Annotated in this window: 25 protein-coding genes; all 25 read left to right on the plus strand. The window is 36.4% G+C overall.

Annotation, left to right across the window (positions count from 1 at the left end; genetic code table 11):
• The first annotated feature begins 1 nt into the window (after position 1).
• The 25 genes from CIL05_RS09100 to CIL05_RS09220 all read left to right on the plus strand — a co-directional run bounded on the left by CIL05_RS09100 (position 2) and on the right by CIL05_RS09220 (position 25938).
• Complete coding sequence (locus CIL05_RS09100) at positions 2-2014, plus strand: chemotaxis protein CheA (RefSeq protein ID WP_095655216.1); 2013 nt, start codon at positions 2-4, stop codon at positions 2012-2014.
• Positions 2015-2497: 483 nt separating this feature from the next.
• Positions 2498-2968 carry a chemotaxis protein CheW gene (locus CIL05_RS09105; protein ID WP_206207763.1) on the plus strand — a complete coding sequence of 157 codons (471 nt, stop codon included), beginning with the start codon at positions 2498-2500 and terminating at the stop codon, positions 2966-2968.
• Between the two features lie 4 nt (positions 2969-2972).
• Entirely contained in the window at positions 2973-3608 is a 636-nt protein-coding gene (locus tag CIL05_RS09110; RefSeq protein ID WP_095655218.1) for a chemotaxis protein CheC, read from the plus strand.
• Positions 3601-4098: a chemotaxis protein CheD gene (locus CIL05_RS09115; protein ID WP_095655219.1), complete on the plus strand. Its 498-nt coding sequence runs from the start codon at positions 3601-3603 to the stop codon at positions 4096-4098. Before CIL05_RS09110 ends, CIL05_RS09115 begins: the two co-directional genes overlap by 8 nt.
• 119 nt (positions 4099-4217) lie before the next feature.
• Complete coding sequence (locus CIL05_RS09120) at positions 4218-4997, plus strand: FliA/WhiG family RNA polymerase sigma factor (RefSeq protein ID WP_095655220.1); 780 nt, start codon at positions 4218-4220, stop codon at positions 4995-4997.
• Between the two features lie 18 nt (positions 4998-5015).
• Positions 5016-6380 carry a flagellar assembly protein A gene (locus CIL05_RS09125; protein WP_165769090.1) on the plus strand — a complete coding sequence of 455 codons (1365 nt, stop codon included), beginning with the start codon at positions 5016-5018 and terminating at the stop codon, positions 6378-6380.
• Positions 6381-6435: 55 nt separating this feature from the next.
• Positions 6436-6741 (plus strand): hypothetical protein, encoded by a 306-nt coding sequence (locus CIL05_RS09130; RefSeq protein ID WP_095655222.1) that lies wholly within the window; start codon positions 6436-6438, stop codon positions 6739-6741.
• A gap of 11 nt (positions 6742-6752) precedes the next feature.
• Entirely contained in the window at positions 6753-7187 is a 435-nt protein-coding gene (locus CIL05_RS09135; RefSeq protein ID WP_095655223.1) for a DUF6115 domain-containing protein, read from the plus strand.
• A gap of 196 nt (positions 7188-7383) precedes the next feature.
• The gene (rpsB, locus tag CIL05_RS09140; protein ID WP_095655224.1) at positions 7384-8130 is read left to right on the plus strand and encodes a 30S ribosomal protein S2; all 747 of its coding nucleotides are present in this window, start codon (positions 7384-7386) and stop codon (positions 8128-8130) included.
• Positions 8131-8238: 108 nt separating this feature from the next.
• Positions 8239-9123, plus strand: a complete 885-nt coding sequence (tsf, locus tag CIL05_RS09145; RefSeq protein ID WP_095655225.1) for a translation elongation factor Ts — start codon at positions 8239-8241, stop codon at positions 9121-9123.
• Between the two features lie 100 nt (positions 9124-9223).
• Entirely contained in the window at positions 9224-9946 is a 723-nt protein-coding gene (gene pyrH, locus CIL05_RS09150) for a UMP kinase (protein WP_095655226.1), read from the plus strand.
• 2 nt (positions 9947-9948) lie between these two features.
• Positions 9949-10506, plus strand: a complete 558-nt coding sequence (gene frr, locus CIL05_RS09155) for a ribosome recycling factor (RefSeq protein ID WP_095655227.1) — start codon at positions 9949-9951, stop codon at positions 10504-10506.
• A 185-nt stretch (positions 10507-10691) separates the two neighbouring features.
• Positions 10692-11453 carry an undecaprenyl pyrophosphate synthase gene (gene uppS, locus CIL05_RS09160; RefSeq protein WP_095655228.1) on the plus strand — a complete coding sequence of 254 codons (762 nt, stop codon included), beginning with the start codon at positions 10692-10694 and terminating at the stop codon, positions 11451-11453.
• A gap of 15 nt (positions 11454-11468) precedes the next feature.
• Entirely contained in the window at positions 11469-12251 is a 783-nt protein-coding gene (locus CIL05_RS09165) for a phosphatidate cytidylyltransferase (protein ID WP_095655229.1), read from the plus strand.
• Between the two features lie 121 nt (positions 12252-12372).
• Complete coding sequence (gene rseP / locus CIL05_RS09170; protein ID WP_095655230.1) at positions 12373-13638, plus strand: RIP metalloprotease RseP; 1266 nt, start codon at positions 12373-12375, stop codon at positions 13636-13638.
• Between the two features lie 129 nt (positions 13639-13767).
• On the plus strand, positions 13768-18060 hold the full coding sequence (locus CIL05_RS09175) for a PolC-type DNA polymerase III (protein ID WP_095655231.1): 4293 nt from the start codon (positions 13768-13770) through the stop codon (positions 18058-18060).
• Between the two features lie 863 nt (positions 18061-18923).
• Positions 18924-19394 (plus strand): ribosome maturation factor RimP, encoded by a 471-nt coding sequence (rimP, locus tag CIL05_RS09180; RefSeq protein WP_095655232.1) that lies wholly within the window; start codon positions 18924-18926, stop codon positions 19392-19394.
• Between the two features lie 14 nt (positions 19395-19408).
• A complete protein-coding gene (nusA, locus tag CIL05_RS09185) occupies positions 19409-20506 on the plus strand; it encodes a transcription termination factor NusA (protein WP_095655233.1) in 1098 nt (365 codons plus the stop codon).
• A gap of 12 nt (positions 20507-20518) precedes the next feature.
• Positions 20519-20800: an RNase P modulator RnpM gene (rnpM, locus tag CIL05_RS09190; RefSeq protein ID WP_095655234.1), complete on the plus strand. Its 282-nt coding sequence runs from the start codon at positions 20519-20521 to the stop codon at positions 20798-20800.
• Complete coding sequence (locus CIL05_RS09195; protein ID WP_095655235.1) at positions 20790-21089, plus strand: YlxQ family RNA-binding protein; 300 nt, start codon at positions 20790-20792, stop codon at positions 21087-21089. Before rnpM ends, CIL05_RS09195 begins: the two co-directional genes overlap by 11 nt.
• 20 nt (positions 21090-21109) lie before the next feature.
• Positions 21110-23299: a translation initiation factor IF-2 gene (infB, locus tag CIL05_RS09200; protein ID WP_095655236.1), complete on the plus strand. Its 2190-nt coding sequence runs from the start codon at positions 21110-21112 to the stop codon at positions 23297-23299.
• On the plus strand, positions 23296-23574 hold the full coding sequence (locus CIL05_RS09205) for a DUF503 domain-containing protein (protein WP_095655237.1): 279 nt from the start codon (positions 23296-23298) through the stop codon (positions 23572-23574). Before infB ends, CIL05_RS09205 begins: the two co-directional genes overlap by 4 nt.
• 47 nt (positions 23575-23621) lie before the next feature.
• Positions 23622-23963 (plus strand): 30S ribosome-binding factor RbfA, encoded by a 342-nt coding sequence (gene rbfA, locus CIL05_RS09210; RefSeq protein WP_095655238.1) that lies wholly within the window; start codon positions 23622-23624, stop codon positions 23961-23963.
• Between the two features lie 82 nt (positions 23964-24045).
• The gene (gene truB / locus CIL05_RS09215) at positions 24046-24942 is read left to right on the plus strand and encodes a tRNA pseudouridine(55) synthase TruB (protein ID WP_095655239.1); all 897 of its coding nucleotides are present in this window, start codon (positions 24046-24048) and stop codon (positions 24940-24942) included.
• A 57-nt stretch (positions 24943-24999) separates the two neighbouring features.
• Positions 25000-25938, plus strand: coding sequence for a bifunctional riboflavin kinase/FAD synthetase (locus CIL05_RS09220; RefSeq protein ID WP_095655240.1), 939 nt, complete (start codon positions 25000-25002; stop codon positions 25936-25938).
• Positions 25939-25987: the final 49 nt, after the last annotated feature.

The following is a 25987-nucleotide window of genomic DNA, read 5'->3' on the forward strand; positions in this document are numbered from 1 at the left end:
TATGGAGACAGCTGATTATTTAGATGTTTTTATTGATGAAAGCAAGGAACATATAGAGGCTTTATATAAACAGTTACTGGCACTTGAAAAAAGTCCTGCAGAAAAATCGATTATTGATGAAATTTTTCGTGCAGCCCACACACTTAAAGGCATGTCTGCAACAATGGGTTATAACGATTTAGCCAGTCTTACACATAAACTGGAAAATATTTTTGATGCGATTAAATACGAAAAAATTTCCGTACATACAGACATGATGGACATTATGTTTGAGGCGGTCGATCATTTAACCGAAATGGTCGAAGATATAGCTAACGGGAGAAATGGTAAGCGTGATGTAGAGCAAGTTGTTTCAAAGCTTGATAGACTTGAAAATGGAAATTCAGTACAAATAGTAGCAGATGGTACAAGTCCTGAACAAGTTGATATAAATTCCTTGCAAACAATTGAATCACTAAATGAGTTTGAATTATCCATTCTAAACGAATCATCTGATAGAGGTTTTTCCAATTATGAGATTACGGTTACACTACGTGTGGACTGTTTATTAAAAGGTGCGCGTGTATTCATGGTATTTGATGTATTGGAAAAGCTTGGTGAAGTGATTAAAACACAACCATCAGTAAATGATCTGGAAGAAGAGAAATTTGATTTATCATTCACTGTTTTGCTTGTCTCAAACCATGAACAGACAGATATTGCTGAAAAAATTAATAAAGTATCTGAAATTGACACAGTGCAAATGAATCAGTTTTCCACTAATACATACCAGGAAAGTAAGAATACAGATAACCGTAAAATTGAGAAAACAAATGAAAATAAGCAACAGGGAAGCCCAGCTGCTAAAACTAATAAATCAACTTCAAGTAAAACAATCAGAGTCAATATTGATAGACTTGATGTATTGATGAATCTATTTGAAGAATTTGTGATCGATAAAGGACGTTTGGAGCAAATATCAATGGAATTGGATCACCATGACCTGCAAGATACTGTTGAACATATTTCCCGTGTTTCTGCTGACTTACAAAATATAATTTTAACAATGCGAATGGTTCCAATTGATCAGGTGTTTAATCGTTTCCCAAGGATGATCCGGCAGCTGGCAAAAGACCTGAAAAAAAATGTGGAAATTGAAATTATTGGTGCAGAAACCGAATTGGATCGAACTGTAATTGATGAAATTGGCGATCCGTTGGTTCACTTAATACGAAATGCGGTTGACCATGGTATTGAAATGCCTGAGGAACGCAGGACGATAGGAAAGCCTGAACAAGGTACAATAAAACTCAAAGCATATCATAGTGGAAATCATGTGTTTATTGAAATTGCCGATGATGGTGCCGGCATCGATAAAGAGAAAGTGTTAAAGAAAGCGCTGGATAAGGGGATAGTAAGTGAAAATCAGGTTTCCCTTTTAACAGATCAGCAAATATTTGAATTGATCATGGAAAGTGGATTCTCTACAGCGGAAAGTGTCTCGGATATTTCCGGTCGTGGTGTTGGTCTTGACGTTGTAAAGAATACAATCGAATCATTAGGTGGTAGTATATCCATTGACGCCAAACATGATGCGGGATCTACTTTTTCGATTCAGTTACCATTAACATTAACAATTATTTCCGTATTGCTTGTTGAACTGGAAAATGAAAAATATGCAATTCCATTATCTTCTATTTTGGAAACAGCAATTATTCATAAAGATCAAATACTGCATGCCCATAATAATAAAGTAATTGATTTTCGCGGGAAAATTGTTCCATTGGCCTTTTTAAGTGATATATTCTCTGTAAAAACAAATGATGATGAGGAGAATGATTATATCTCCATTGTCATTGTAAAAAAAGGGGATAAAATGGCTGGATTAATAGTAGATTCCTTTATAGGCCAACAGGAAGTTGTTTTAAAATCGCTTGGAAATTATTTATCAAACACATTCGCAATATCAGGTGCGACAATACTTGGAGATGGCGAAGTAGCTTTAATCATTGATAGCAATGCATTAATAAAATAACGCTTTTTTTGTAAGTTCCGTTGCTTTTTAATCCCTCGTATTGGATGTGAAAGACGACGTATGCGCTCGGTTGTTTTCCGCTGCGGACCGTTGCTTTCCGCGGGCACGGCTTCAGCCTCCTCGCGGAAGATCACCGCTGTGGGGTCTTCAGACACGTGCTGTTCCCGCAGGAGTCAACGGTCCTCCGCTCCAAACAACCCCTCAAATGTATAAGTATTTGTTTGAATTAATCAAAAAGTTAAAGAGTTACAAAGCACCATCCCAGCGTAGGAAACACACATAGACTCCTGTGGGAGGAAAGGCCTCGGTGAGACCCCGCAGTGCATAGCACGAGGAGGCTCACCAGCCGCCCACGGAAAGCGAAGTGTGTTTCCGTAGCGGTCGATTAGACACACTACCATTTACGTTGCTATTTATATCTTTTGCGGTAAAAAAATTTAAAAACACAGCCTAAAGTAAAGAACCTTTCTGGGAGGAATTATGATGGAAAATGAAATTATAGTTGATAGAAAAGTAATTGTATTTCAATTGAAAGAGGAAGAATACGCAGTCTCCGTTCAACAGGTCGGTTCAATCGAACGAATACAGCCAATTACACGAGTCCCGCAAACAGCTGATTTCGTAAAAGGGGTTATAAATCTACGAGGTGTTGTTACTCCAATAATAGATTTAAGAGTTCGTTTTGGATTAGAGGAAACGCAGTTTAATGAATCTACCCGAATTATTATTATATATTTAGATGAGATGGAAGTAGGTCTGATTGTTGATTCTGCAAATGATGTCATTGATATTCCGGAAAAATCCATAGAGCCTGCCCCAGAAGTAATTGGAACTGTTGATGTAGATTATATTGAAGGTGTAGCTAAACTTGAGGATCGCCTGCTTATATTGCTTAACTTACAGAAGGTTTTAACACATGAAGAAATTAATGAGTTAAAGACAGCGGAAGGCTAAGCAAATGGAATTTACTAATCTTACAAGTTTCCAAAAAGATGCGCTAAGAGAAATAGGTAATATAGGTGCAGGGAATGCAGCAACTTCCATGTCCAAATTGATTAATAAGAAAGTAGATATGCAGGTTCCCTCTGTAAATATAGTCAGCTATGACGAAATGATGGATTTGATCGGTGGAGCTGAAGAAATTGTTGCAACAGTTTTTTTTAGAATCCATGGGGATGCGCCAGGTACAGTGTATTTTATTTTAACGATTGAAGAAGCTGAATATTTAATAAGTCAAATGACAAATGATCCGAAATTTGATTTGTTGGCAGATGGATTTGAAAACGAATTAGCGATATCTGTTTTACAGGAAGCTGGTAATATTTTAACAGGTTCCTATTTATCGGCCCTATCTGATTTCACGAATATAAATATGCAGCCATCTATACCACATTTGAGTATAGATATGGCTGGTGCAATACTAACTGCAGGATTACTGGAGCTTTCACAAGTGTCTGATTATGCCATCATAATAGATACAAAAATTAATCATAGTAGTTCAATTAAAGGAATACATGGTAATTTCCTTTTTCTTCCAGATCCTGATTCTTTTCCGAAAATTTTTAACGCACTGGGAATTAATAGCCATGAATAAAACACAAACAGTTATAAGTGTGGGGATTGCTGATTTAAATATCGTATCTGCACCAAATTTAATTAGAACGATGGGACTGGGTTCATGTGTTGGGGTCGTACTATATGATTCATCCAAAAAAATTGCCGGTCTTTCACATGTTCTACTGCCTGATTCCAGTTTAACCAGGCAATCCAGTTTTAATGAATATAAATATGCAGATACAGCCGTCCCAATTTTAGTGGAAAAATTGGTTAATGCGGGTGCTGGAAAAAGTCGGCTTAAAGCTAAGCTGGCAGGTGGTGCACAGATGTTTCAGTTTAGTTCTAATTCAGATATTATAAGAATTGGCCCAAGAAACGTTGAGGCTGTACAAAATATATTAAATAAAAACCACATTCCGATTATTTCATCTGATGTAGGTGGAAATGTTGGAAGAACGATTGAATTTGATCCAGTTACAAGCAAACTAAAAATACGCAAAGTTAATAAAGAGGAAACGTTTATTTGAAAGGAGGTCAACAAAAGCGCCGGAGCTGAGTATGTCCTGACATGTATTAGCCAAGTAAAGCCTGGAATTTTATAATTTCCAGTAATATTAAAAAAACCGTGACAGAGAGGAGTGTATATATGAAAGCCAATAATTCTTCCCAGGAACAAAAACTATGGAATGATTGGTTGAATAACAACTGCAATGATGCGGCAAACGATTTAATACAGAATTATATGTATTTAGTAAGCTTTCATGTAGAGCGAATCTCAAGCCATTTACCGAGTAATGTAAACAAAGATGATATTAGAAGCTTTGGTTTAATAGGCTTATACGATGCATTAAAAAAATTTGAGCCAAGTCGTGATTTGAAATTCGATACATATGCATCTTTCCGTATTCGCGGGGCAATTATTGATGGATTAAGAAAAGAGGATTGGCTTCCGCGTTCTTTACGAGAGAAAACAAAAAAGATAGAACGCGTATCAAGAGAATTGGAACAGCACCTTCAACGAGAACCGACAGCTGAAGAAATAGCTGTACAATTGGATATGACACCACAGGAAGTGGAAGGTTTGATAAATGATTCTCTTTTTGCAAATGTGCTCTCAATTGAAGAAAAGCCAACCGGCTCAGGCAGTTCACACAAAGAAGGTGTCGGATATACGATTCCGGATGAAACAGCAGTAATGCCAGAGGACCATATTCTGAATAACGAAATAAATGGAGAGCTTATTCAAGGTATTAAATCATTAAATAAAAATGAACAAATGGTAATCAGTCTATTTTATAATGATGAATTAACATTAACTGAAATTGGACAGGTTTTGGGTCTGACGACTTCCAGAATTTCACAAATACACAAGAAATCCATATTTAAATTAAGAAATACGATGAAAAAGATACAGGCATTCTCTTAAAAAGAGAGGGGAATGGATATGGATAATTTGAACGAATACTTTTACATTAAGCTATCAAGTGATCAAATGTCTGCAGTACTCTATTGTACGGATTCATATAAAAATGAGTTGGAGATCAATGAAACAAATCTAAAACAATTTTTACAGAAAAATAAAGTGAATTATGGTATAAAGCAGGACATCATAAAACAGGTACTTACCAATTTTTCATTCGAAAACTTTCCATTAACTATTGCACATGGCACACTTCCTGTAAATGGAATAGATGGTAAAATTACATATGAGTTAAAATATACGAATGAAATAGATCGTACTTCTGAGTGGGATTTTCGTGATGTTATGCATATACCTTCTGTAAAAAAAGGGCAAAAGTTAGCAATACTTACCATGCCTACAGAGGGGAAGGAAGGCATAAATGTAGGTAAAGTAAAAGTTCCGGCAATAAAAGGTAAGCCCGTATCCAAAAAAGCCGGTAAAAATGTTGTTTATAATGAAAAGGATCAATCTTTTTATGCAGCCTCAGATGGGCAATTAAGTGTTAGTGGCAATTACATCCAAGTTCAACCGGTTTTTGAAGTGGATGAAACACTTTCCATGAAAAATGGGAATTTGAATTTTACAGGGACGATAATTGTACATGGTGATATTCCCGCAGGATATACAGTGAAAGCAGATGGAGACATTAAAATCCATGGTATGGTCGAAGCGGCTACTGTAATTGCCGGTGGTTCCATTTATATATCTGAGGGAGTGGCAGGTCAGAAAAAAGGATATATCAGAGCAAATGAAAATATTAATATTGGCTACATAAATCAAGGTAATGTATTTGCCGGAAATGACTTGTATGTGGAGAACTCCATTTTGCACAGTGAATGTACCGCTGTAAATCATGTATTTTGCCAACAAGGAAATATTATTGGCGGATCTTTGTCAGCAGGAAAATCTGTTGAAGCAAAAGATATCGGCAACCGAATGAGTACGAAAACAGAAATAATATTTGGGGTGGATAATACGATTGATAAAAAAGAAAAAAGTTTGCTCACCAAAAAAGAGGAATTACGGTCAACATTGGAGAAATTAGCTATACTGGGTGAAAAATTACATACACAGGATCTTTCAAATAATCCAAGGCTGCGTATCACCGTGCTTAAACAAAAAAATTCGTTAAATAAAACGAAAGAGCAACTGGAAAAAATCGATTTTATGCTGGAGGAGATGAATTCTGCTATAGGTAGTGAAACAGAAGCCAGGCTTGTAGTCAGAAATAATATATACCAGAGTGTTGTTGTTACTTTTGGAAAATACAAACGTATCATGAATACAAATCATCATTATGTTCAAATAAAGTTAAGCCATAACGAAATTGTAATTCATTCTATTTAATTACTTCATGATGAAAGTTCAGACAAGTACTATAATTTTCTAGGAAGTGATTTGGATGGGCTGGAAATCGATAGAAATGCAGGTGGCACTTCCAAGGACACAGGACGCTGGAAAGCTTCAGGATCAAATGCAGAAGCAAAGTCAACAATTTCAAGGGTCACTTGCCCAAAGTCAATTAAAACAGGAAGAATTAAAACGAAAACGGATTAATGAGTCTGATCATATTAATGATGGTGTGAAGATAAAAAAAGAAAGAGACAATGACTCGAATGATAATGACCAAGAGCAGGAAAAGTCCCAACAACTTAACAAAAAAACTAATCATCCTTATTTAGGTAGCAGGTTAGATTTAAATGGATAGAAGGGGTTTAAATGGTATCGTTTTTACTAATTATAAGTTTTATATTACATTTGATCGCATTATTTGCGATTTACCAATTACTTAAACAGATTCAGGAATTAAAGCAAAAGGATTCCAGTGATATAACTGAACTTTTTGAGACATATCTGCAGGAAATAAAAAATGAAAATAGATTGCTGCAAAAAGAATCTTCAACCATTGCTACAAAAGAAAAATCGGTGACAGACCCGCAAGAGAGTCTAGTTGACACAAAACTAAACCAACAGGAAGAAGATGAACAAATTTATTATACGCCCCCAAAAAGTAATGTGGAAGACCGGGTGGAAGCCTCTTTGCAGGCAAGAATTTTGCAATTATACAAGGAAGGCTTCTCCGAAACAGAAATTGCTCAACAATTAAACTGTGGAAAAACGGAAGCAGCTCTAATCATAAAATTGTATGGATAAAAAATAAAAACTTGATTACATGAGCTCTTTGTGATATAGTAATTTCTGGTGTAAATACTATGTTCAGTATAAAATCATGAACAAGTTATAAAAACACACGCTTAGTAATTTGTATATGGGTTGCTATTTATATTAATAGTCTTTATGCAAAAATGATCTAAAGCGGAGGAAAAAAACCATTTAGGAGGAATTTATTATGGCAGCAATTTCTATGAAACAATTGTTGGAAGCTGGTGTACATTTTGGACATCAGACACGCCGTTGGAATCCAAAGATGAAAAAATACATCTTTACGGAGCGTAACGGAATTTATATCATTGACCTGCAAAAAACAGTTAAAAAGGTTGATGAAGCGTACAAATATGTAAAAGAGATCGCATCAAATGGTGGCACGGTTCTTTTCGTAGGTACAAAAAAACAAGCACAGGATTCTGTGCGTGATGAAGCAACTCGTTCTGGTATGTACTATGTTAACCAACGTTGGTTAGGTGGTACACTTACAAACTTCCAAACGATCCGCAAACGTATTAATCGTCTAAAAGACATTGAGCGTATGGAAGAAGATGGAACATTTGAAGTATTACCGAAAAAAGAAGTTGTTGATTTATTAAAAGAAAAAGATCGTTTAGTTAAGTTCCTTGGTGGAATTAAAGAAATGACTAAGCTTCCGGATGCAATGTTTGTTATTGATCCTCGTAAAGAACGTATTGCGATCGCTGAAGCACATAAATTAAAGATTCCTATAATTGGAATTGTTGATACAAACTGTGATCCGGATGAAATTGATTATGTTATTCCAGCGAATGATGATGCTATTCGTGCGGTGAAACTTCTAACTTCAAAAATGGCTGATGCTATCTTAGAAGTTAAACAAAGCGAAGAAGTAGAAGAAGTTCCAGCTGAAGAAACCGTTCCGGCTGATACTGAATCAAATCAAGAGTAATCTTTACAAAAAAGTTGAGGGTGATAAGAGGATAAAAGCCTTTTATCACCTTTTTTGAGAAAATGACTAAGCAATATTAAAAAACATCCACTACAAGGAGGACTAACAATGGCTATTACTGCTAAGATGGTTAAAGAATTACGTGAAAAAACTGGTGCAGGTATGATGGATTGTAAAAAAGCACTACAGGAAACTGATGGAAATATTGATAAAGCAATGGACTACCTGCGTGAAAAAGGTATTTCCAAGGCTGCAAAAAAGGCTGATCGCATTGCAGCAGAAGGATCTACTTACATTGAAGTAGATAATAATACAGCTGTTCTATTAGAAGTGAATTGTGAGACTGACTTTGTAACAAAAAATGATCAATTCAAAGAGTTACTGGCAGAGCTTGGAAAACATATTATAAAAGAAAAGCCAGCTACTGTAGAGGAAGCTTTGAAACAGGAGCTTCATGGGAATGGCGATACAATTGAAACTTATATTAACTCAGCTATTTCAAAAATTGGTGAAAAAATTTCATTGCGCCGTTTTACAGTATTAAACAAAACAGATAACGATACATTTGGTGCATATCTTCATATGGGTGGTAGTATTGGTGTACTTTCATTAATCGAAGGTTCTACAGATGAGGCACTTGCTAAAGATATAGCGATGCATGTTGCTGCAGTTAATCCACGTTATGTTTCCCGTGATGCGGTTTCAGAAGAAGAAGTTAATCATGAGCGCGAATTATTAAAAGCACAAGCTCTCAATGAAGGAAAACCGGAAAAAATTGTTGAAAAAATGGTAGAAGGCCGTCTGGGTAAATTCTTTGAAGAAATTTGTCTTTTGGATCAAAGCTTCGTTAAAGATCCAGATCAAAAAGTTAAAAAATATGTTGCAGATAAAGGTGCTACAGTAAAATCATTCGTTCGTTATGAAGTAGGCGAAGGAATGGAAAAACGTGAAGAAAACTTTGCTGATGAAGTAATGAGCCAAATTAAAAAATAATTAAAATTTAAAATAGGGGACACTTGTTGTTCCCTATTTCTTAAGTAAATAAATAGGAAATATACCATATATAAACTAATAAATATCTATGGAGGTTATTATGACAACAGCTCGTTACCGTAGAATTGTGCTGAAATTAAGCGGAGAAGCTTTAAGTGGCGAACAAGGGCAAGGTATTGAACCCAAAATTATACATTCTATTGCAAACCAGATTAAAGAGGTAGCTGAATTAGGTGTTGAAATTGCTGTCGTTGTTGGCGGAGGAAATATTTGGCGTGGAAAAGTCGGAAGTGAAATGGGAATGGATCGGGCTACAGCCGATTATATGGGCATGTTAGCAACGATTATGAACTCACTTGCACTTCAGGATGGACTGGAAACGATTGGAATCCAAACCCGTGTTCAAACATCAATTGAGATGCGCCAGGTAGCTGAGCCTTACATAAGGAGAAAAGCTATTCGCCATTTAGAAAAAAAACGTGTTGTCATTTTTGCAGCAGGTACAGGAAATCCATATTTTTCTACAGACACTACAGCTGCATTACGTGCAGCCGAAATTGAAGCAGAAGTAATTTTAATGGCAAAAAACAATGTTGATGGTGTTTATACAGATGATCCAAAAATTAATAAAGATGCAAGGAAATATGATAGTCTATCTTATATGGAAATGCTAAATGAAGGACTTGGTGTAATGGATTCAACAGCCTCTTCATTATGTATGGATAATGACATTCCATTAATTGTATTTTCCATTACGGAAGCAGGAAATATTAAAAAAGTTGTTCAGGGTGAAACAATCGGAACAACAATAAGGGGGAAATAAGTATGTCGGAAGCAATTAAGAAACAAATGCAGGAGAAAATGACTCAGGCTGTACAGGCATTTTCAAAGAGTCTGGCAACTGTTAGGGCAGGAAGAGCAAATCCAAGTCTATTGGACAGTGTTTATGTTGATTATTATGGAGCATCTACACCACTAAATCAATTAGCAACAGTTTCAGCTCCTGAAGCCAGATTACTTGTAATTACTCCATATGATAAATCAGCAATTTCTGATGTGGAAAAAGCAATTCAAAAAGCAGACCTTGGCTTGTCTCCATCAAGTGACGGAAATGTCGTTCGAATCAGTATTCCATCTTTAACGGAGGAAAGACGTAAAGATTTAGTTAAGCTTGTTGGGAAATATGCGGAGGAATCACGTGTTCAGGTACGAAATGTACGTCGTGATGCAAATGATCAACTGAAAAAAGTAGAAAAAGATGGCGATCTGACAGAAGATGAGTTACGTTCTGCTCAGGATGATGTTCAAAAAGAAACGAATGATCAAATTGGTAAAATTGATAGCCTAGCAAAAAATAAAGAAAAAGAAATCATGGAAGTTTAGTCCGATTCAATGTAGAATAGGATGTAATTGCCCTCTTGTTTAAGGGGGCTTTTGTATTCTTATTGGAAATCGTTATAATATAGAATGATTTTAATGATATAATGATGATTCATTCTTTTTCCTTCACAGTGATCTTAGTTGAAAGGATTGTAAATGGATAATCAACAGCATTCGGAGGATCGAACATGTCAATGAAACTTCCTTTTTTTAAAAATAAACAAACTGAACTTCATGATGAAAATATACTTGAAAATGTTCCAAATCATGTTGCGATAATCATGGATGGTAATGGTCGCTGGGCAAAGAAAAGAGGACTGCCTCGTATTGCGGGACATAAAGAAGGCATAAGCTCAGTTAATAAGGTTGTAAGAGCTGCCAGTCAATCTAATGTTAAAGTTCTTACTTTATATGCATTCTCAACTGAAAATTGGAAAAGGCCAAGATCAGAGATTGAATTTTTGATGAAGCTCCCAAAGGAATTTTTACATATTTATTTACCTGAATTAATGGATAATAATGTCAGAATTGATACAATTGGAGATTTTGATGCTTTACCTGATCATACAAAACAAGCAGTTCAATATGCGAAAGATAAAACAAAGAATAATAATGGATTATTATTAAACTTTGCATTAAACTATGGTAGTAGATTGGAAATCATGCGTGCAATTAAACAAATTATGTCAGATATTGATTGTTCAAAAATTTCCCTTGATACATTGGATGAAAAAGTATTCTCGGAATACTTGTATACACAGGGATTAAGTGATCCTGATTTATTGATTCGCACAAGTGGTGAACAGCGATTGAGTAACTTTTTATTATGGCAGCTAGCTTATACTGAGTTTTGGTTTACAGATGTACTATGGCCGGATTTTGATGAAGTAATTTTCAAGCAGGCTCTAATGGAGTATCAACAGCGTAAAAGAAGATACGGGGGCATTTAAGGTGATGAATGTTACATGAAACAACGAGTTATAACAGCGATATTAGCAATAATCATATTCCTGCCCTTTGTTATATATGGTAATTTGCCATTTACACTTTTTGTGTATGTTATTGCGACAATTGGACTAATTGAACTGATGAAAATGCATAAAATAGCTGGATATTCCCTTCCATCTATTTTATCAATTGGTTTATTATGGATCATTTTATTGGATAATACTGATATTATTCCATACACATGGTTTTCTCAAACAGAAATAATCATGCTTGGTGTGATGCTTTTATTGTCATACACAGTGTTGGTGAAAAATAAATTTAATTTTGATGATGCCGGATTTACTTTGTTATCAGTAATCTATGTTGGTATGGGGTTCTATTATTTAATTGAAACCCGTGAGGAAGGCTTGAGTTTTGTGTTTTTTGCATTATTCATCGTTTGGGCAACTGATACAGGAGCCTACTTCTTCGGACGTGCACTTGGCAAAAAGAAGCTGTGGCCAATGATTAGTCCAAATAAGACGGTCGAAGGGGCACTTGGAGGGATTTTATTAGCCTGTATTGTTGCAGTTATTTTTCAGCTCGTAAGTCCCGTTTCTTCTTCCATGCTTGTAGTAATAGGCGTAACTGTTTTGGCGTCTGTTTTCGGACAAATTGGAGATTTGGTTGAGTCTGCCTTCAAGCGTCACTACGGTGTAAAAGATTCAGGTAATATTTTACCTGGACATGGTGGAATATTGGATCGATTTGATAGTTTGCTTTTTGTACTACCATTGTTGCACTTTGTTGGTTTTATCTAATAAAAATAATAAAAAGCAAATATTTCAGTACTGCTCAAAATATACTTATAAGGCAAGCTATTTTTGAACCGTTTTTAACAATCAGATCCGTTTCCATACCGAATAAAGGAAGGTGCTTCTTTTGACTACAGTTATTGCGTTTATATTTATGTTTGGTTTACTTGTGTTTATTCATGAGTGGGGCCATTTGATTTTTGCGAAACGAGCTGGAATGCTCGCACGTGAATTTGCGATTGGCTTTGGACCAAAGATATTCTCATTTACGAGAAATGAAACATTATATACGATTCGTTTGATCCCTGCAGGTGGATATGTAAGGGTTGCTGGAGAGGACCCTGAAATTGTAGAATTAAAACCAGGTCATCATATTGGATTGGAATTTAATGACGCGGGACAAGTTAATAAAATAATTGTTAATAATAAATCCAAACATCCTAATGCACGGGTTATTGAAGTTGAATATGCTGATTTGGATCATAACTTGCGCATTGAAGGTTATGAGATTGATGAACATGATGAAAAACTCATCTTTGAAGTTGACCGAAAAGCATTTTTTGTTATGGATGAAAAAGAAACACAGATCGCTCCATATGATCGTCAATTTGCATCAAAAAGTGTTGGAAAAAGAGCCATGCAATTATTTGCAGGTCCAATGATGAACTTCATTTTGGCAATTGTAATCTTTGTTCTAATTGGTTTGATCTGGGGGATCCCTAGCGAAGAAGCTAAAATGGGTGAAATACAGGCAGGAAGTCCTGCGGAAGAAGCTGGACTACAACAAAATGATGAAATAATTGAAATGGAAGGGAATTCCATTTCAACCTGGGATGAATTTACTTCAATAGTAAGAGATAATCCAGGGCAGGAGTTAGATATGATTGTACAGCGAGGCGAATCACAGGAATCACTAACTGTTATTCCAAATGAAGTAACATTGGAAGGACAGGAAGAAGCAATTGGACAAATCGGTGTATACACAGCAATAGAAAAATCATTTTTTGGTACATTTAAATATGGATTTACACAAACATATGAATATACTAAATTAATTTTGACAAATCTGATGATGTTGGTTACAGGTCAGTATTCGATTGAGATGCTATCAGGTCCTGTGGGGATTTATGATGCAACAGATCAGGTTATTCAAACAGGTTTTATGAACTTCATGATGTGGACTGCAATCCTAAGTGTTAATTTAGGGATTGTTAATTTGGTACCACTCCCAGCACTTGATGGGGGCCGATTAATGTTTGTTGGACTCGAGGCTGTGAGAGGCAAGCCTATTGCCCCTGAAAAAGAAGGGATCTTCCACTTTGTTGGATTTGCATTATTAATGCTTCTAATGATTGTAGTAACATGGAATGATATACAGCGTCTATTTCTGTAGGAGGGTGTCCATTACCATTAAAACAAACATACTCAAATTTCAGTACGATACAAAAACCCTTGTCTTTTAACTGTGACAAGGGTTTCCATTATTATAGCTAAATTGTTAGGCGTATTAGGAGGGGTACCTTTGGATATATCAAAAATAGAAAAAATGAATTTATTATTAAAACAGCTGCAAATACCTGAAGAATACGTTGAAAGCTACTTTCAGGAAAGCTACCTGGAAAAACTGGAAGTATATAAGCAAACGAAAACATGGCATTTTTATATCAGTGTAAAGAAGGTTCTTCCAATTGACATATACCAGCTGCTGACAGTAAAGCTGAAAGAATCGTTTCAGCAGGTTGCGAATGTGGATTTAACCCTACAAGCAGATGAAAAAGAGTGTGACGAAAAGACAATTAGTGGATATTGGCAGAACTTCATAAATTCGATAACTAATTTGTCACCAGCATATAAAGATTTAGTTCATAATCAAGTTCCTCGTGTGAACAATAATAAAATTATGTTAACTGCAAGGAACGGAGCGGAAGCAAGTGCATTAAAAAAACGCCTGGAAGAAAGCTTTAAGGTTTACTGTGGAAAAATAGGTACACTGTCATATTCTCTGGATATAGAAGTGAAAACAATCGATGATGCAGATATTCAGAAATTTAGAGACCAAAAGGCTATGGAAGACAAAGAAATCGTGTTAAAAACCGTCCAGGAAAAAGAAAAACGGGATCAGGAAAAAATACAAGATGGCAATAAACCTTTAATGCTTGGGTATAAAATTCAGGATGAAGCGATTCTTATGGAAGAAATTCAGGATGAAGAGCGACGGGTAACCGTTCAGGGATATGTATTTAATGTTGACGTTCGTGAATTACGCTCAGGTAGAAGTCTGCTGATTATTAAAGCTACAGACTACTCTGATTCCCTGCAAATTAAGATGTTCTCCAAAGGGGATGAAGATGCAGAGAAATTTAAATCTGCCAAACAAGGAATGTGGATCAAGGCAAGAGGTAGTATACAAACAGATATGTATACAAATGAATTGGCTATGATGGCTAACGACATCCAGGAAATTAAGGTGGAGACACGTAATGATAAAGCTCCTGAAGACGAGAAAAGAGTTGAACTTCATGCCCATACAACGATGAGTCAGATGGATGCAGTCGTTTCACCTTCCAACTTAGTCCAACAGGCGGCAAAATGGGGACATAAAGCTGTAGCGATAACAGATCATGCAGGAGTTCAAGGGTTTCCAGATGCGCATGCGGCAGGGAAGAAAAATGGTATTAAAGTGTTATATGGGGTGGAAGCCAATCTCGTGGATGATGGTGTTCCAATTGCGTACAACGAACATGATATCGATTTAGAAACAGGAACCTATGTCGTATTTGACGTGGAAACAACTGGTCTTTCCGCAGTCTATGACACGATAATAGAGCTTGCTGGTGTAAAAATTCAGCAGGGTGAAGTCGTTGATCGTTTCGAATCTTTTGCTAACCCGCATCATCCATTATCACAAACAACTACCGATTTAACAGGGATTACGGATGACATGGTCAGGGATGCACCGGAAATTAATGATGTACTAAAGGATTTTTACGAATGGATGGATGACAGTATTCTAGTAGCTCATAATGCAAGTTTTGATATCGGCTTTCTAAATCAGGGATTTAAGAGAATAGACTATGAGAAAGTAAAAAATCCGGTTATAGATACATTAGAGCTTGCTAGATTTTTAATTCCGGAATTGAAAAACCATCGTTTAAATACGTTATGTAAGCATTTAGATATTGAATTAACCCAGCATCACCGTGCAATTTATGATGCTGAAGCTACTGGATACTTGCTTTGGAAATTAGTACAGGGACTTTTGAAAAAAGAAATAAGCAACCACCAGCATTTGAATAATCATATGGGTGAAGGAAATGCTTACCAGCGTTCACGTCCCTTCCACTGTATATTACTTGCAAAAAACGAGGTAGGATTAAAAAATATTTATAAGCTGGTTTCCCGTGCACATATTGATTATTTTTATCGGGTTCCACGAATTCCACGTTCTCTCATGCAAAAAATGCGGGAAGGTATTCTAATCGGTTCTGCCTGTGATAAAGGGGAAGTTTTTGAAACAATGATGCAAAAATCAGCTGAGGAAGCTGAAAGTGCTGCTGAATTTTATGATTATATAGAGGTGCAGCCACCAGCTAATTATGCACATTTAATTGAAAAAGATCTTGTCCAGAATGAAGCACAATTATTAGATATTATTACGAAGCTGACAGAGCTTGGAGAACGAATGGGTAAAAAAGTTGTAGCGACCGGAAATGTACATTATATCGATGATCATGATAAATTGTACCGACAGATTCTTATTGCTTCACAGGCCGGGAACCCTTTAAGTCGTCAAACTTTGCCTGATACACCGTTTAGAACAACTGATGAAATGATGGAATGTTTTAACTTTTTAGGCGAAGAAAAAGCGAAGGAAATCGTTGTTACAAATACGAATGCTTTAGCTGAATCAATCGAGGAAGTTTCTCCGGTTAAAGATGGGTTATTCACACCAACAATCGAAGGTGCAGAGCAGGAAATGCGTGATCTTTGCTATAATCATGCGAAAGCAATTTATGGAGAGGAAGTTCCTCAAATAGTTACTGACCGTTTGGAAAAAGAATTGGCCAGTATCATTGGACATGGATTTGCTGTGATTTACTTAATTTCACATAAGCTGGTAAAGAAATCACTGGATGATGGATATTTAGTTGGCTCTCGTGGGTCTGTGGGTTCTTCTTTAGTTGCAACAATGACGGAAATTACAGAGGTAAATCCACTGCCACCACACTATGTTTGTCCAAAATGTCATCATAATGAATTTATTACAGATGGAACAGTAGGCAGTGGTTTTGACTTACCTGATAAAAATTGCTCCAATTGCGATATACCATTAACCAAAGATGGCCAGGATATTCCATTTGAGACATTCCTGGGCTTTAAAGGGGATAAGGTTCCCGATATTGATTTGAATTTCTCAGGGGACTATCAGCCGAAAGCACATAACTATACGAAAGAATTATTTGGTGAAGATAATGTATACCGTGCAGGTACAATTGGTACGATTGCGGAAAAAACAGCATACGGATATGTTAAAGGATATGCATCAGATAAACAGCTTGTGTATAAAAATGCTGAGGTTGATCGTTTAGTACAAGGCTGTACCGGTGTGAGAAGAACAACTGGTCAGCATCCTGGTGGAATTATTGTTGTACCTGATGATAAGGAAATCTATGATTTCACTCCAATACAATTTCCAGCAGATGATCGGAAAAGTGAATGGAAAACAACACATTTTGACTTTCATTCTATAGATGCTAATTTATTGAAGCTTGATATACTTGGACATGATGATCCAACAGTGATTCGTATGCTTCAGGATTTAAGCGGAATTGACCCGAAAACAATACCTGTTGACGACCCGGAAGTAATGAAAATATTTTCAGGTCCGGAGTCACTTGGAGTTACTCCGGAACAAATTAATTGTAAAACCGGAACATTAGGCGTACCCGAATTTGGGACAAAATTTGTTAGACAAATGCTTGAAGATACAAAACCGAGTACTTTTGCAGAACTAGTTATAATCTCCGGACTATCACATGGTACGGATGTATGGTTAGGAAATGCACAGGAATTAATAAATGATGGAATATGCGAACTTCCTGATGTTATCGGTTGTCGTGATGATATTATGGTTTATTTAATGCATAAAGGCCTGGATGCCTCGTTGGCATTTAATATCATGGAGTTTGTTCGTAAAGGTAAGGGACTTAAGGATGAATGGATCCATGAAATGAAAAAACATGATGTTCCAAATTGGTATATCGAATCCTGTAAAAAAATTAAGTATATGTTTCCAAAAGCCCATGCTGCTGCATATGTTTTAATGGCAGTCCGGATTGCATATTTTAAAGTGCACCATCCGATATTTTTCTATGCAGCCTATTTTACTGTTCGTGCTGCTGATTTTGAATTGGATACAATGGTCAAAGGTTCAGAGGCTATTAAACAACGAATTGAAAGTATTACTGTAAAGGGAAATGATGCAGCACCAAAAGAAAAAAGTTTGTTAACCGTATTGGAAATCTCACTGGAAATGTGTGAAAGAGGCTTTTCCTTTAATAAGGTAGATCTTTATAAATCAAGCGCTTCTGAGTTTATTGTGGATGGTAACTCGTTAACACCGCCATTTAACGCAGTTGATGGACTTGGGACGAATGCTGCGATAAATATTGTTAAAGCGCGTGAAGAAGGTGAATTCCTATCAAAAGAAGATTTGCGTGAGAGAAGCAGAATCTCGAAAACAGTTTTGGAGTATCTTGATAATCACGGCTGTTTAGAAGGAATGGCAGAAAAAAATCAATTGTCATTGTTTTAAATGAAGGCTGTTTTGCATAGATTGGGACTGCGCACTGCTCGTCCCACCGAAGAGATTTGGTGTTATTCTGCATCATAGTTGATGTAAACTGCGACGTAAAATCAATAGTGATAATTTCATCAACCGCTACGGAAATACACTACGCTTTCCGCGGGCGGCTGATGAGCCTCCTCATGCTTCGCACTGCGGGGTCTCATCTAGGCCTCTGCTCCCGCAGGAGTCTTCGTGTATTTCCTTCGCTGAGAGAGTGTTTTGCAACTTCAAAAGGTGATTATTATTGATTGAATTAAACTATTGCTACCCATTCTTATGATGGTTGATTGGAGCGTAGGGCAGTCGACTCCTGCGGGAAAAGCACGAGTCTGAAGACCCCGCAGCGGTGGTTTTCCGCGAGGAGGCTGAAGCCGTGCCCGCGGAAAGCGACTGCCCGAAGCGGAAATCAACGGAGCAGTTACGTCGTCTTCTATAGAAACTACGAAAGTTATAAAAGCAACAGTATTTTTGTGGGGCGAACGAAGTGCAGTCCCAGAGTTTACAAAAAGATCCTTGATGAAAAAAGCATACAGCGTTATGTTTAATAAACAGGATTTAAGGATATACTATTATTAAATTAAGCTGTCTTGCGTCATAAGCACTCTTATGATATAATTTTCTTGGTAAGTAATTGATACGGACGGTAAAAAGAGTGGGTGAATGCCCACTCTTTCTTCATACTTCAATCTTCATGAGTTAAACTTCCCCTTGCCACGTCTTCCGGCAGGGGTTTTATATTGATTTAGGAAGTACTCAAATGAAAATCGGTATGATTGTTCATAATAAGGATGTCAATGGAACAAATACAACTGAATAAAGGAGGATGAATGTTGAGTTCCCAAGTAATTAAAACAACTGAGGAATTAGTACAGCCTATTTTAGAGGATAAGGACCTGGAATTAGTTGATATTGAATATGTAAAAGAAGGAAAAGACTGGTTCTTGCGTGTTTATATTGATAAAGATGGTGGGATTGACATTGCAGAATGTGGTGAAGTTTCAGAAGAATTAAGTGAAAAACTTGACGAAATGGATCCTGTTAAAGAAGCTTATTTTCTGGAAGTATCATCACCGGGGGTTGAACGTCCTTTAAAAACGAAAAATGATTTCGAGAAAAATCTGAACCAAAATATGTATATAAAATTGTATGAGCCAATTGATGGTGAAAAAGAGTATGAAGGTATTTTAAAGGAATTTACGAATAATATGCTTACTATAGAATACAAAATAAAAACTCGAAAAAAACAAGTGGAAATTCCATATGACAAGATAGCAAAAGCCAGACTTGCTGTAATGTTCTAAAGGGGGAAAAGAAAGTGAGCAGTCAATTGTTTGATGCGATTGATTATTTAGCAAAAGAAAAAGGTATTAATAAAGATGTTCTTATGGAAGCATTGGAAGCAGCCTTAATATCTGCGTATAAAAAGAATTTCAAATCCGCAACAAATGTTCGGGTGGAATTAAATGAGGACACAGGTAAAATGGGTGTCTTCTCAAGGAAGACGGTTGTAGAAGAAGTTGAGGATAAACAACAGGAATTGTCTGTAGATGAAGCGAAGGAAATAGATCCGAATTATGAGCTGGAAGACATTATTGAAGTTGAAGTTACTCCGCAAGACTTTGGCCGTATCGCAGCTCAAGCGGCAAAACAGGTTGTTACACAGCGTGTAAGGGAAGCAGAACGCGGAGTTATTTTTAGTGAGTATGCTGACCGTGAAGAGGATGTAATGACTGGTATTATTCAGCGTAAGGATCCAAGATTTGTCTATGTAAATCTTGGTAAAATTGAAGCTAAACTCGCAGAACCTGAGCAAATGCCTACAGAAGAATATCATGTCCATGATCGATTGAAAGTATTTATTACGAAAGTGGAAAATACAAGCAAAGGACCACAAATTTATATTTCAAGATCTCATCCTGGACTCCTGAAACGTCTGTTTGAAATGGAAGTTCCGGAGATTTATGATGGAATTGTCGAAATTAAGTCTGTTGCAAGAGAAGCTGGAGACCGGTCAAAAGTATCTGTTTATGCTGCTGATCCTGATATCGATCCGGTTGGTTCATGTGTAGGACAAAAAGGACAGCGTGTTCAAACAATTGTTGATGAACTTAAGGGTGAAAAAATAGATGTCGTGGAGTGGTCAGAGGATCCCGTTGTGTATGTTTCAAATGCACTCAGCCCTTCAAAAGTAGTTGATGTCTTAGTTAAAGAAGAAGAAAAAGCTACCACGGTTATCGTTCCCGACTATCAATTATCACTGGCTATTGGAAAACGGGGGCAAAACGCAAGACTTGCCGCTAAATTAACTGGCTGGAAAATTGATATCAAAAGTGAATCGGAAGCAAGAGAACAAGGTCTTCTTACGGAAGAAGATACTTATTCTGACAATGATGTTGAAGATTTGTTTGAATAAGGAGGATCCATGATGGTTCAAAAAAGGAAAGTTCCTGAACGAAAATGTATTATAACGAATGAATTAAAACCAAAAAAAGAGTTAATCCGTGTAGTCCGTAATAAAGAAGGACAGGTTTTTGTTGATCCGACGGGAAAGAAAAATGGTCGGGGGGCGTATTTATCACGTGATTTGGGTGTTATCGAAAAAGCTAAAAAGGCAAATGTGTTAAGCAGACAATTAAATGCAGAGGTAGACCCAGCTGTTTATGAAGAGTTAAAACAACTGGTAGATGGTACAAAAAATGAAAAATAATTATTTGAATATGATTGGGCTTGCCTACAGAGCTAGAAAGTGCTCGTTAGGTGAAGAAACAATTGTGAAAGATATTCAGCAAAATAAGGCAAAATTAGTATTACTGGCCAGTGATATAGGGCCACAAACCAGGAAGAAACTAACAGATAAATGTAAATTCTATGAAGTACCAATTGAAATAGTAGATGATCGGGAAACATTATCACATGCTATTGGAAAATCCCATAGGGTAGCTATTGCTATTTTAGATGCAGGGTTTGCTACTAAGATTAAATCGTTACTCGGGTAATTAAATTCGGGGGTGAACGTATGAGTAAAATGCGTGTATATGAATATGCAAAACAAAATAATACGTCAAGTAAAGATGTATTAAATTATTTAAAAGAAATAAAGGTTGAAGTAACAAATCACATGTCAACTATTTCTGCTGATACAAAAACAAAATTGGATGGAAAATTTAATTCTAAATCAACTACAAATCAAAATCAGCAGCAAAAAACAAAGACTCCATCCAACCAAGTAAAGCAGTCAGTGAATAAAAATGATAATAAACAAGAGAATAAAGAAAAGCCCAAAAACAGTCCAAATAAACAAGGGCAGCAAAATAAGCCGCAAAATAAAAATAATAATGCTCATAATAAACCAGCAAACAGAAATAATAATTTCCAAAACAGGAAACCTAAGGGCAAAAAAGGAAAAGGAAACAATAAACAAGTGACTAATCAAAAACCAATCATAAAAGAAACACCTAAACATATTAAGTACAATGGTACCCTTACTGTAAGTGAACTTGCAGAGAAACTTAATAAAGAATCAGCAGAAATAATTAAAAAGCTTATGTTCCTTGGTGTAATGGCAACAAAAAACCAGGATCTTGATGATGATGCAATAGAGTTAATATGTGGAGAATTTGAAGTAGAGGTTGAAAAAGAGATTATACTAGAAGATACAGACCTTGATAAATACATCAGTGAAGAAAATGAAGCTGACCTAATTGAAAGACCTGCTGTAGTTACGATTATGGGTCACGTTGACCACGGTAAAACAACACTTCTGGATTCGGTTCGCCATACAAAAGTAACGGCTGGAGAAGCAGGTGGAATTACCCAGCATATTGGTGCATATCAAGTAGAGAGTGAAGGTAAAAAAATTACATTCCTTGATACACCAGGACATGCTGCTTTTACAAGCATGCGTTCCAGAGGAGCTCAAGTTACCGATGTTGCAATACTGGTTGTAGCTGCCGATGATGGGGTTATGCCTCAAACTGTTGAAGCTATTAATCATGCGAAAGCTGCAGAAGTACCTATTATTGTAGCAGTAAACAAAATGGATAAGGAAGCGGCCAATCCGGATCGAGTAATGCAGGAATTAACAGAATATGAACTTATTCCTGAAGACTGGGGCGGAAACACAATTTTCGTTAACCTATCAGCAATAAAACGTGAAGGCATTGACGATCTATTGGAGATGATACTTTTAGTTGCAGAAGTTGAAGAATTAAAAGCTAATCCCAAGGCAAATGCTTTTGGTACGGTAATTGATGCCCAGCTTGATAAAGGAAGAGGATCTGTAGCAACATTACTTGTACAAAATGGGACATTGCGTGTTGGGAATACGCTTGTAATTGGAAATACCTATGGACGTGTCCGTGCTATGGTTAGTGATATTGGTCAGCGTGTTAATGAAGCAGGACCATCTACTCCTGTAGAAATAACCGGTTTAAATGAGGTTCCACAGGCAGGAGATCAATTCCTGGTATTTGCTGATGAGAAAAAAGCCCGTCAAATTGGAGAAGCCCGTCACCAGAACTTTATAGTTGAAAATCGCAGCGAACAGTCCAAGGTTAGCCTGGATGACTTGTTTGAAAAAATCAAACAGGGGGAAATGAAAGAAATTAATATTGTTCTTAAAGCGGATGTACAGGGTTCTGCTGAAGCACTGGCAAGTTCACTTCGGAAAATCGAGGTAGAAGGTGTGAATATCAAAATCATTCATACTGGAGTTGGTGCCATTACAGAATCAGATATTATTCTAGCCTCTGCCTCGAATGCAATAGTAATCGGCTTTAATGTTCGTCCGGACGTTAATGCTAAAAAAGCTGCAGAATCCGAAAAAGTAGATGTCCGTCTGCACCGCGTTATTTATAAAGCAATTGAAGAAATTGAAGCTGCAATGAAAGGCATGCTTGACCCAGAATATGAAGAGAAAGTTATCGGCCAAGCAGAAGTTCGGGAAATATTTAAAGTATCTAAAATTGGAACAATTGCAGGCAGTTATGTTACAGATGGCAAAATCACAAGGGATGCCGGAATCAGACTTATTCGTGACGGTATCGTTATATTCGAGGGAGAAATTGATGCATTAAAACGATTTAAAGATGATGCAAAAGAAGTAGCCCAGAACTATGAATGTGGGATTACCATTAAAAACTTCAATGATATTAAAGAAGGCGACATAATTGAGGCATATGTGATGGAGGAAATTGAGCGTAAATGATTATCTATGCAGAAGTAGAATGTATGTTTTATGATGGACATTCACTAAAGCAGAAAAGGTCTGTAATCAAACGTTTATTTGCTAAGTTAAAAAAAGATTTTAATATAGCAATTACGGAATTGGATTTTCATGACTTATGGCAACGTACCAAAATAGGGATTGTTACGATTTCAACGATGCGAGATCATGCAGAACAGGTAATACAGGAAGTTCTGCGAATAATTGATGGATATCCGGAACTGGAACGTACAATAACAAATGTAGATCGTTTATAAGCTGAGATTTTAAAAGATAAAAAGCTTCCACAAACGAGGTGAAAAAATTGGCTGAATTACGTGCAAATAGAGTAGCAGAACAAATGAAGAAAGAATTGGGTGAAATCCTTACCCGTAAACTTAAAGATCCTAGAGTGGGTTTTGTTACAGTTACAGATGTAGAAGTTACAGGTGACCTGCAGCAGGCTAAAGTGTTTATATCTGTTTTAGGTGATGAGCAGGAAAAAAAGGATACCCTTTTAGGGCTTTCAAAAGCAAAAGGATTTATCCGCTCAGAAATTGGCTCAAGGATTCGATTGCGAAAGACACCTGAATTAACCTTTGAATTCGATGAAGCATTTGAATATGGTAATCGTATAGATACAATTTTACGTGATTTAAATGATTAATAGGAAAATAGTGATCTGACTTGTTAATGTAGCAAGTCAGATTTTTTCCATGTACTACAGATACATGATGGAGGCAGAGAATATGAATGGTATTTTACCATTATGGAAGCCAAAAGGAATGACTTCGCATGATTGTGTGATGATAATCCGCAAGCTTTTTAAAACAAAAAAAGTAGGACACACAGGCACGCTTGACCCGGAAGTGGAAGGAGTACTCCCAATTTGTATTGGACAGGCTACCAAAATTGTTCCTTTTTTAACAGATACAAAGAAAACTTATATTGCAGAAGTTATGCTTGGAAAGGCTACAGATACAGAAGACAGCCAAGGAAAAGTGATTGAAGAGAAGGAAGTAGTTTATCCCCCAACAGATGAGGAAATTGAAGAGGTGCTAACATCTTTTAATGGGACAATTACTCAAATACCGCCAATGTATTCTGCTGTCAAAGTAAACGGAAAAAAACTGTATGAATATGCAAGAGCAAATGAACATGTGGAACGGCCGACCAGAAAAGTAGTCATACATCACATAGAAAAATTGCCGACAGATAAGGAGGAAAAGAATTCTTTTCGTATGAAAATTATTTGCTCCAAAGGTACATATATCCGTACACTATGTGTTGATATTGGAAACCAGTTAGGCTACCCCGCACATATGTCTCATTTAATCCGTACAGAAACTGCTGCATTTAAACAGCAAAATACGGTAACTTTTGCTACTATAGAAGAGAAAGTAAAATTAAATCAACAGGATCAGCTGCTACTGTCAATTTTGTCAGGTTTGGACCATTTAGATAAATACCTTGTTGATGACGAAACAAAAAAAAGAGTGCTTAATGGCCAAAAGCTTCCAAAGCCTGAACAAAGAATATTAACAGATCCATTTATTATGATGCACGAACAGCAATTATTGGCAATTTATCAAATACATCCGGAAAAACCGGATCAAATTAAACCTGTTCGTGTGTTTAATAATTAATATAAGCTGCTTCCCTTCAGAAGTCGGAGCTGGACAAAAAAGTGTAGGTGAATGAATTTGAGAACGATTGAGCTAACATACCCCCATACATTGAATGTGGAGGAATTACCTGAGACAGCATGTGCAATCGGGTTTTTTGATGGAATACATAAAGGTCATCAGGAAGTAATCGGGGCTGCTGTCAATAAGGCGATAAATGAAAATATGGAAAGTGCGGTTATTACATTTCATCCCCATCCTTCCGTTGTTTTAAAAAAAGACACGCGTCATGTGAAATATATTACACCAATGCGTGAAAAGAAAGAAATACTGCAGAAATTAAATGTTGACCGTTTGTATATTATAAAATTTAATAAAGAATTATCCTTATTATCTCCACAGGAATTTATTAATCATTTTATTATAGGATTAAATATGAAGCATTTGGTTGCAGGGTTTGATTATTCCTATGGGCATAAAGGAAAAGGAAATATGAGCACGATAGAAGATCATGCAAATGGTTTATTTACACATACTGCAATCGATAAGGTGACACTGGATAAGGAGAAAATCAGTTCCACGAAAATAAGAGAGCTGTTTAAAACAGGCAAAATAGAAGAGGCCAATGTACTGCTGGGAAGAACTTTTACACTTGATGGTATAGTTATTAAAGGCGCCCAGCGGGGCAGAGAACTTGGTTACCCAACAGCAAATTTGCAAGTAAACCCTGATGTGTTACTTCCTAAATCTGGAATATACGCAGTAAAAGTACATTATAAAAATGAAATTTATGAGGGTATGGCTAATATCGGCACAAATCCTACCTTTACAGCGGATCGAAAAGATTTATCTGTAGAAGTAAATATTTTTGATTATAATAATGATTTATATGGCGAAGAACTTATCATTGAATGGCATAAATATATTCGCGAGGAAGCGAAGTTCGATAGTGCCGAAGCTCTCATTAAAAAAATTGCTGATGACGAAAGAAAGATTCGTGATTATTTTCTGAATTAGTTTTTAATGTAGATAAACCCGGATTTTACTTGCATTTTTCGCGAAAAAG

This window comes from Virgibacillus profundi (assembly GCF_002287375.1).
In the GTDB taxonomy this organism is placed as follows: domain Bacteria; phylum Bacillota; class Bacilli; order Bacillales; family Amphibacillaceae; genus Virgibacillus_K; species Virgibacillus_K profundi.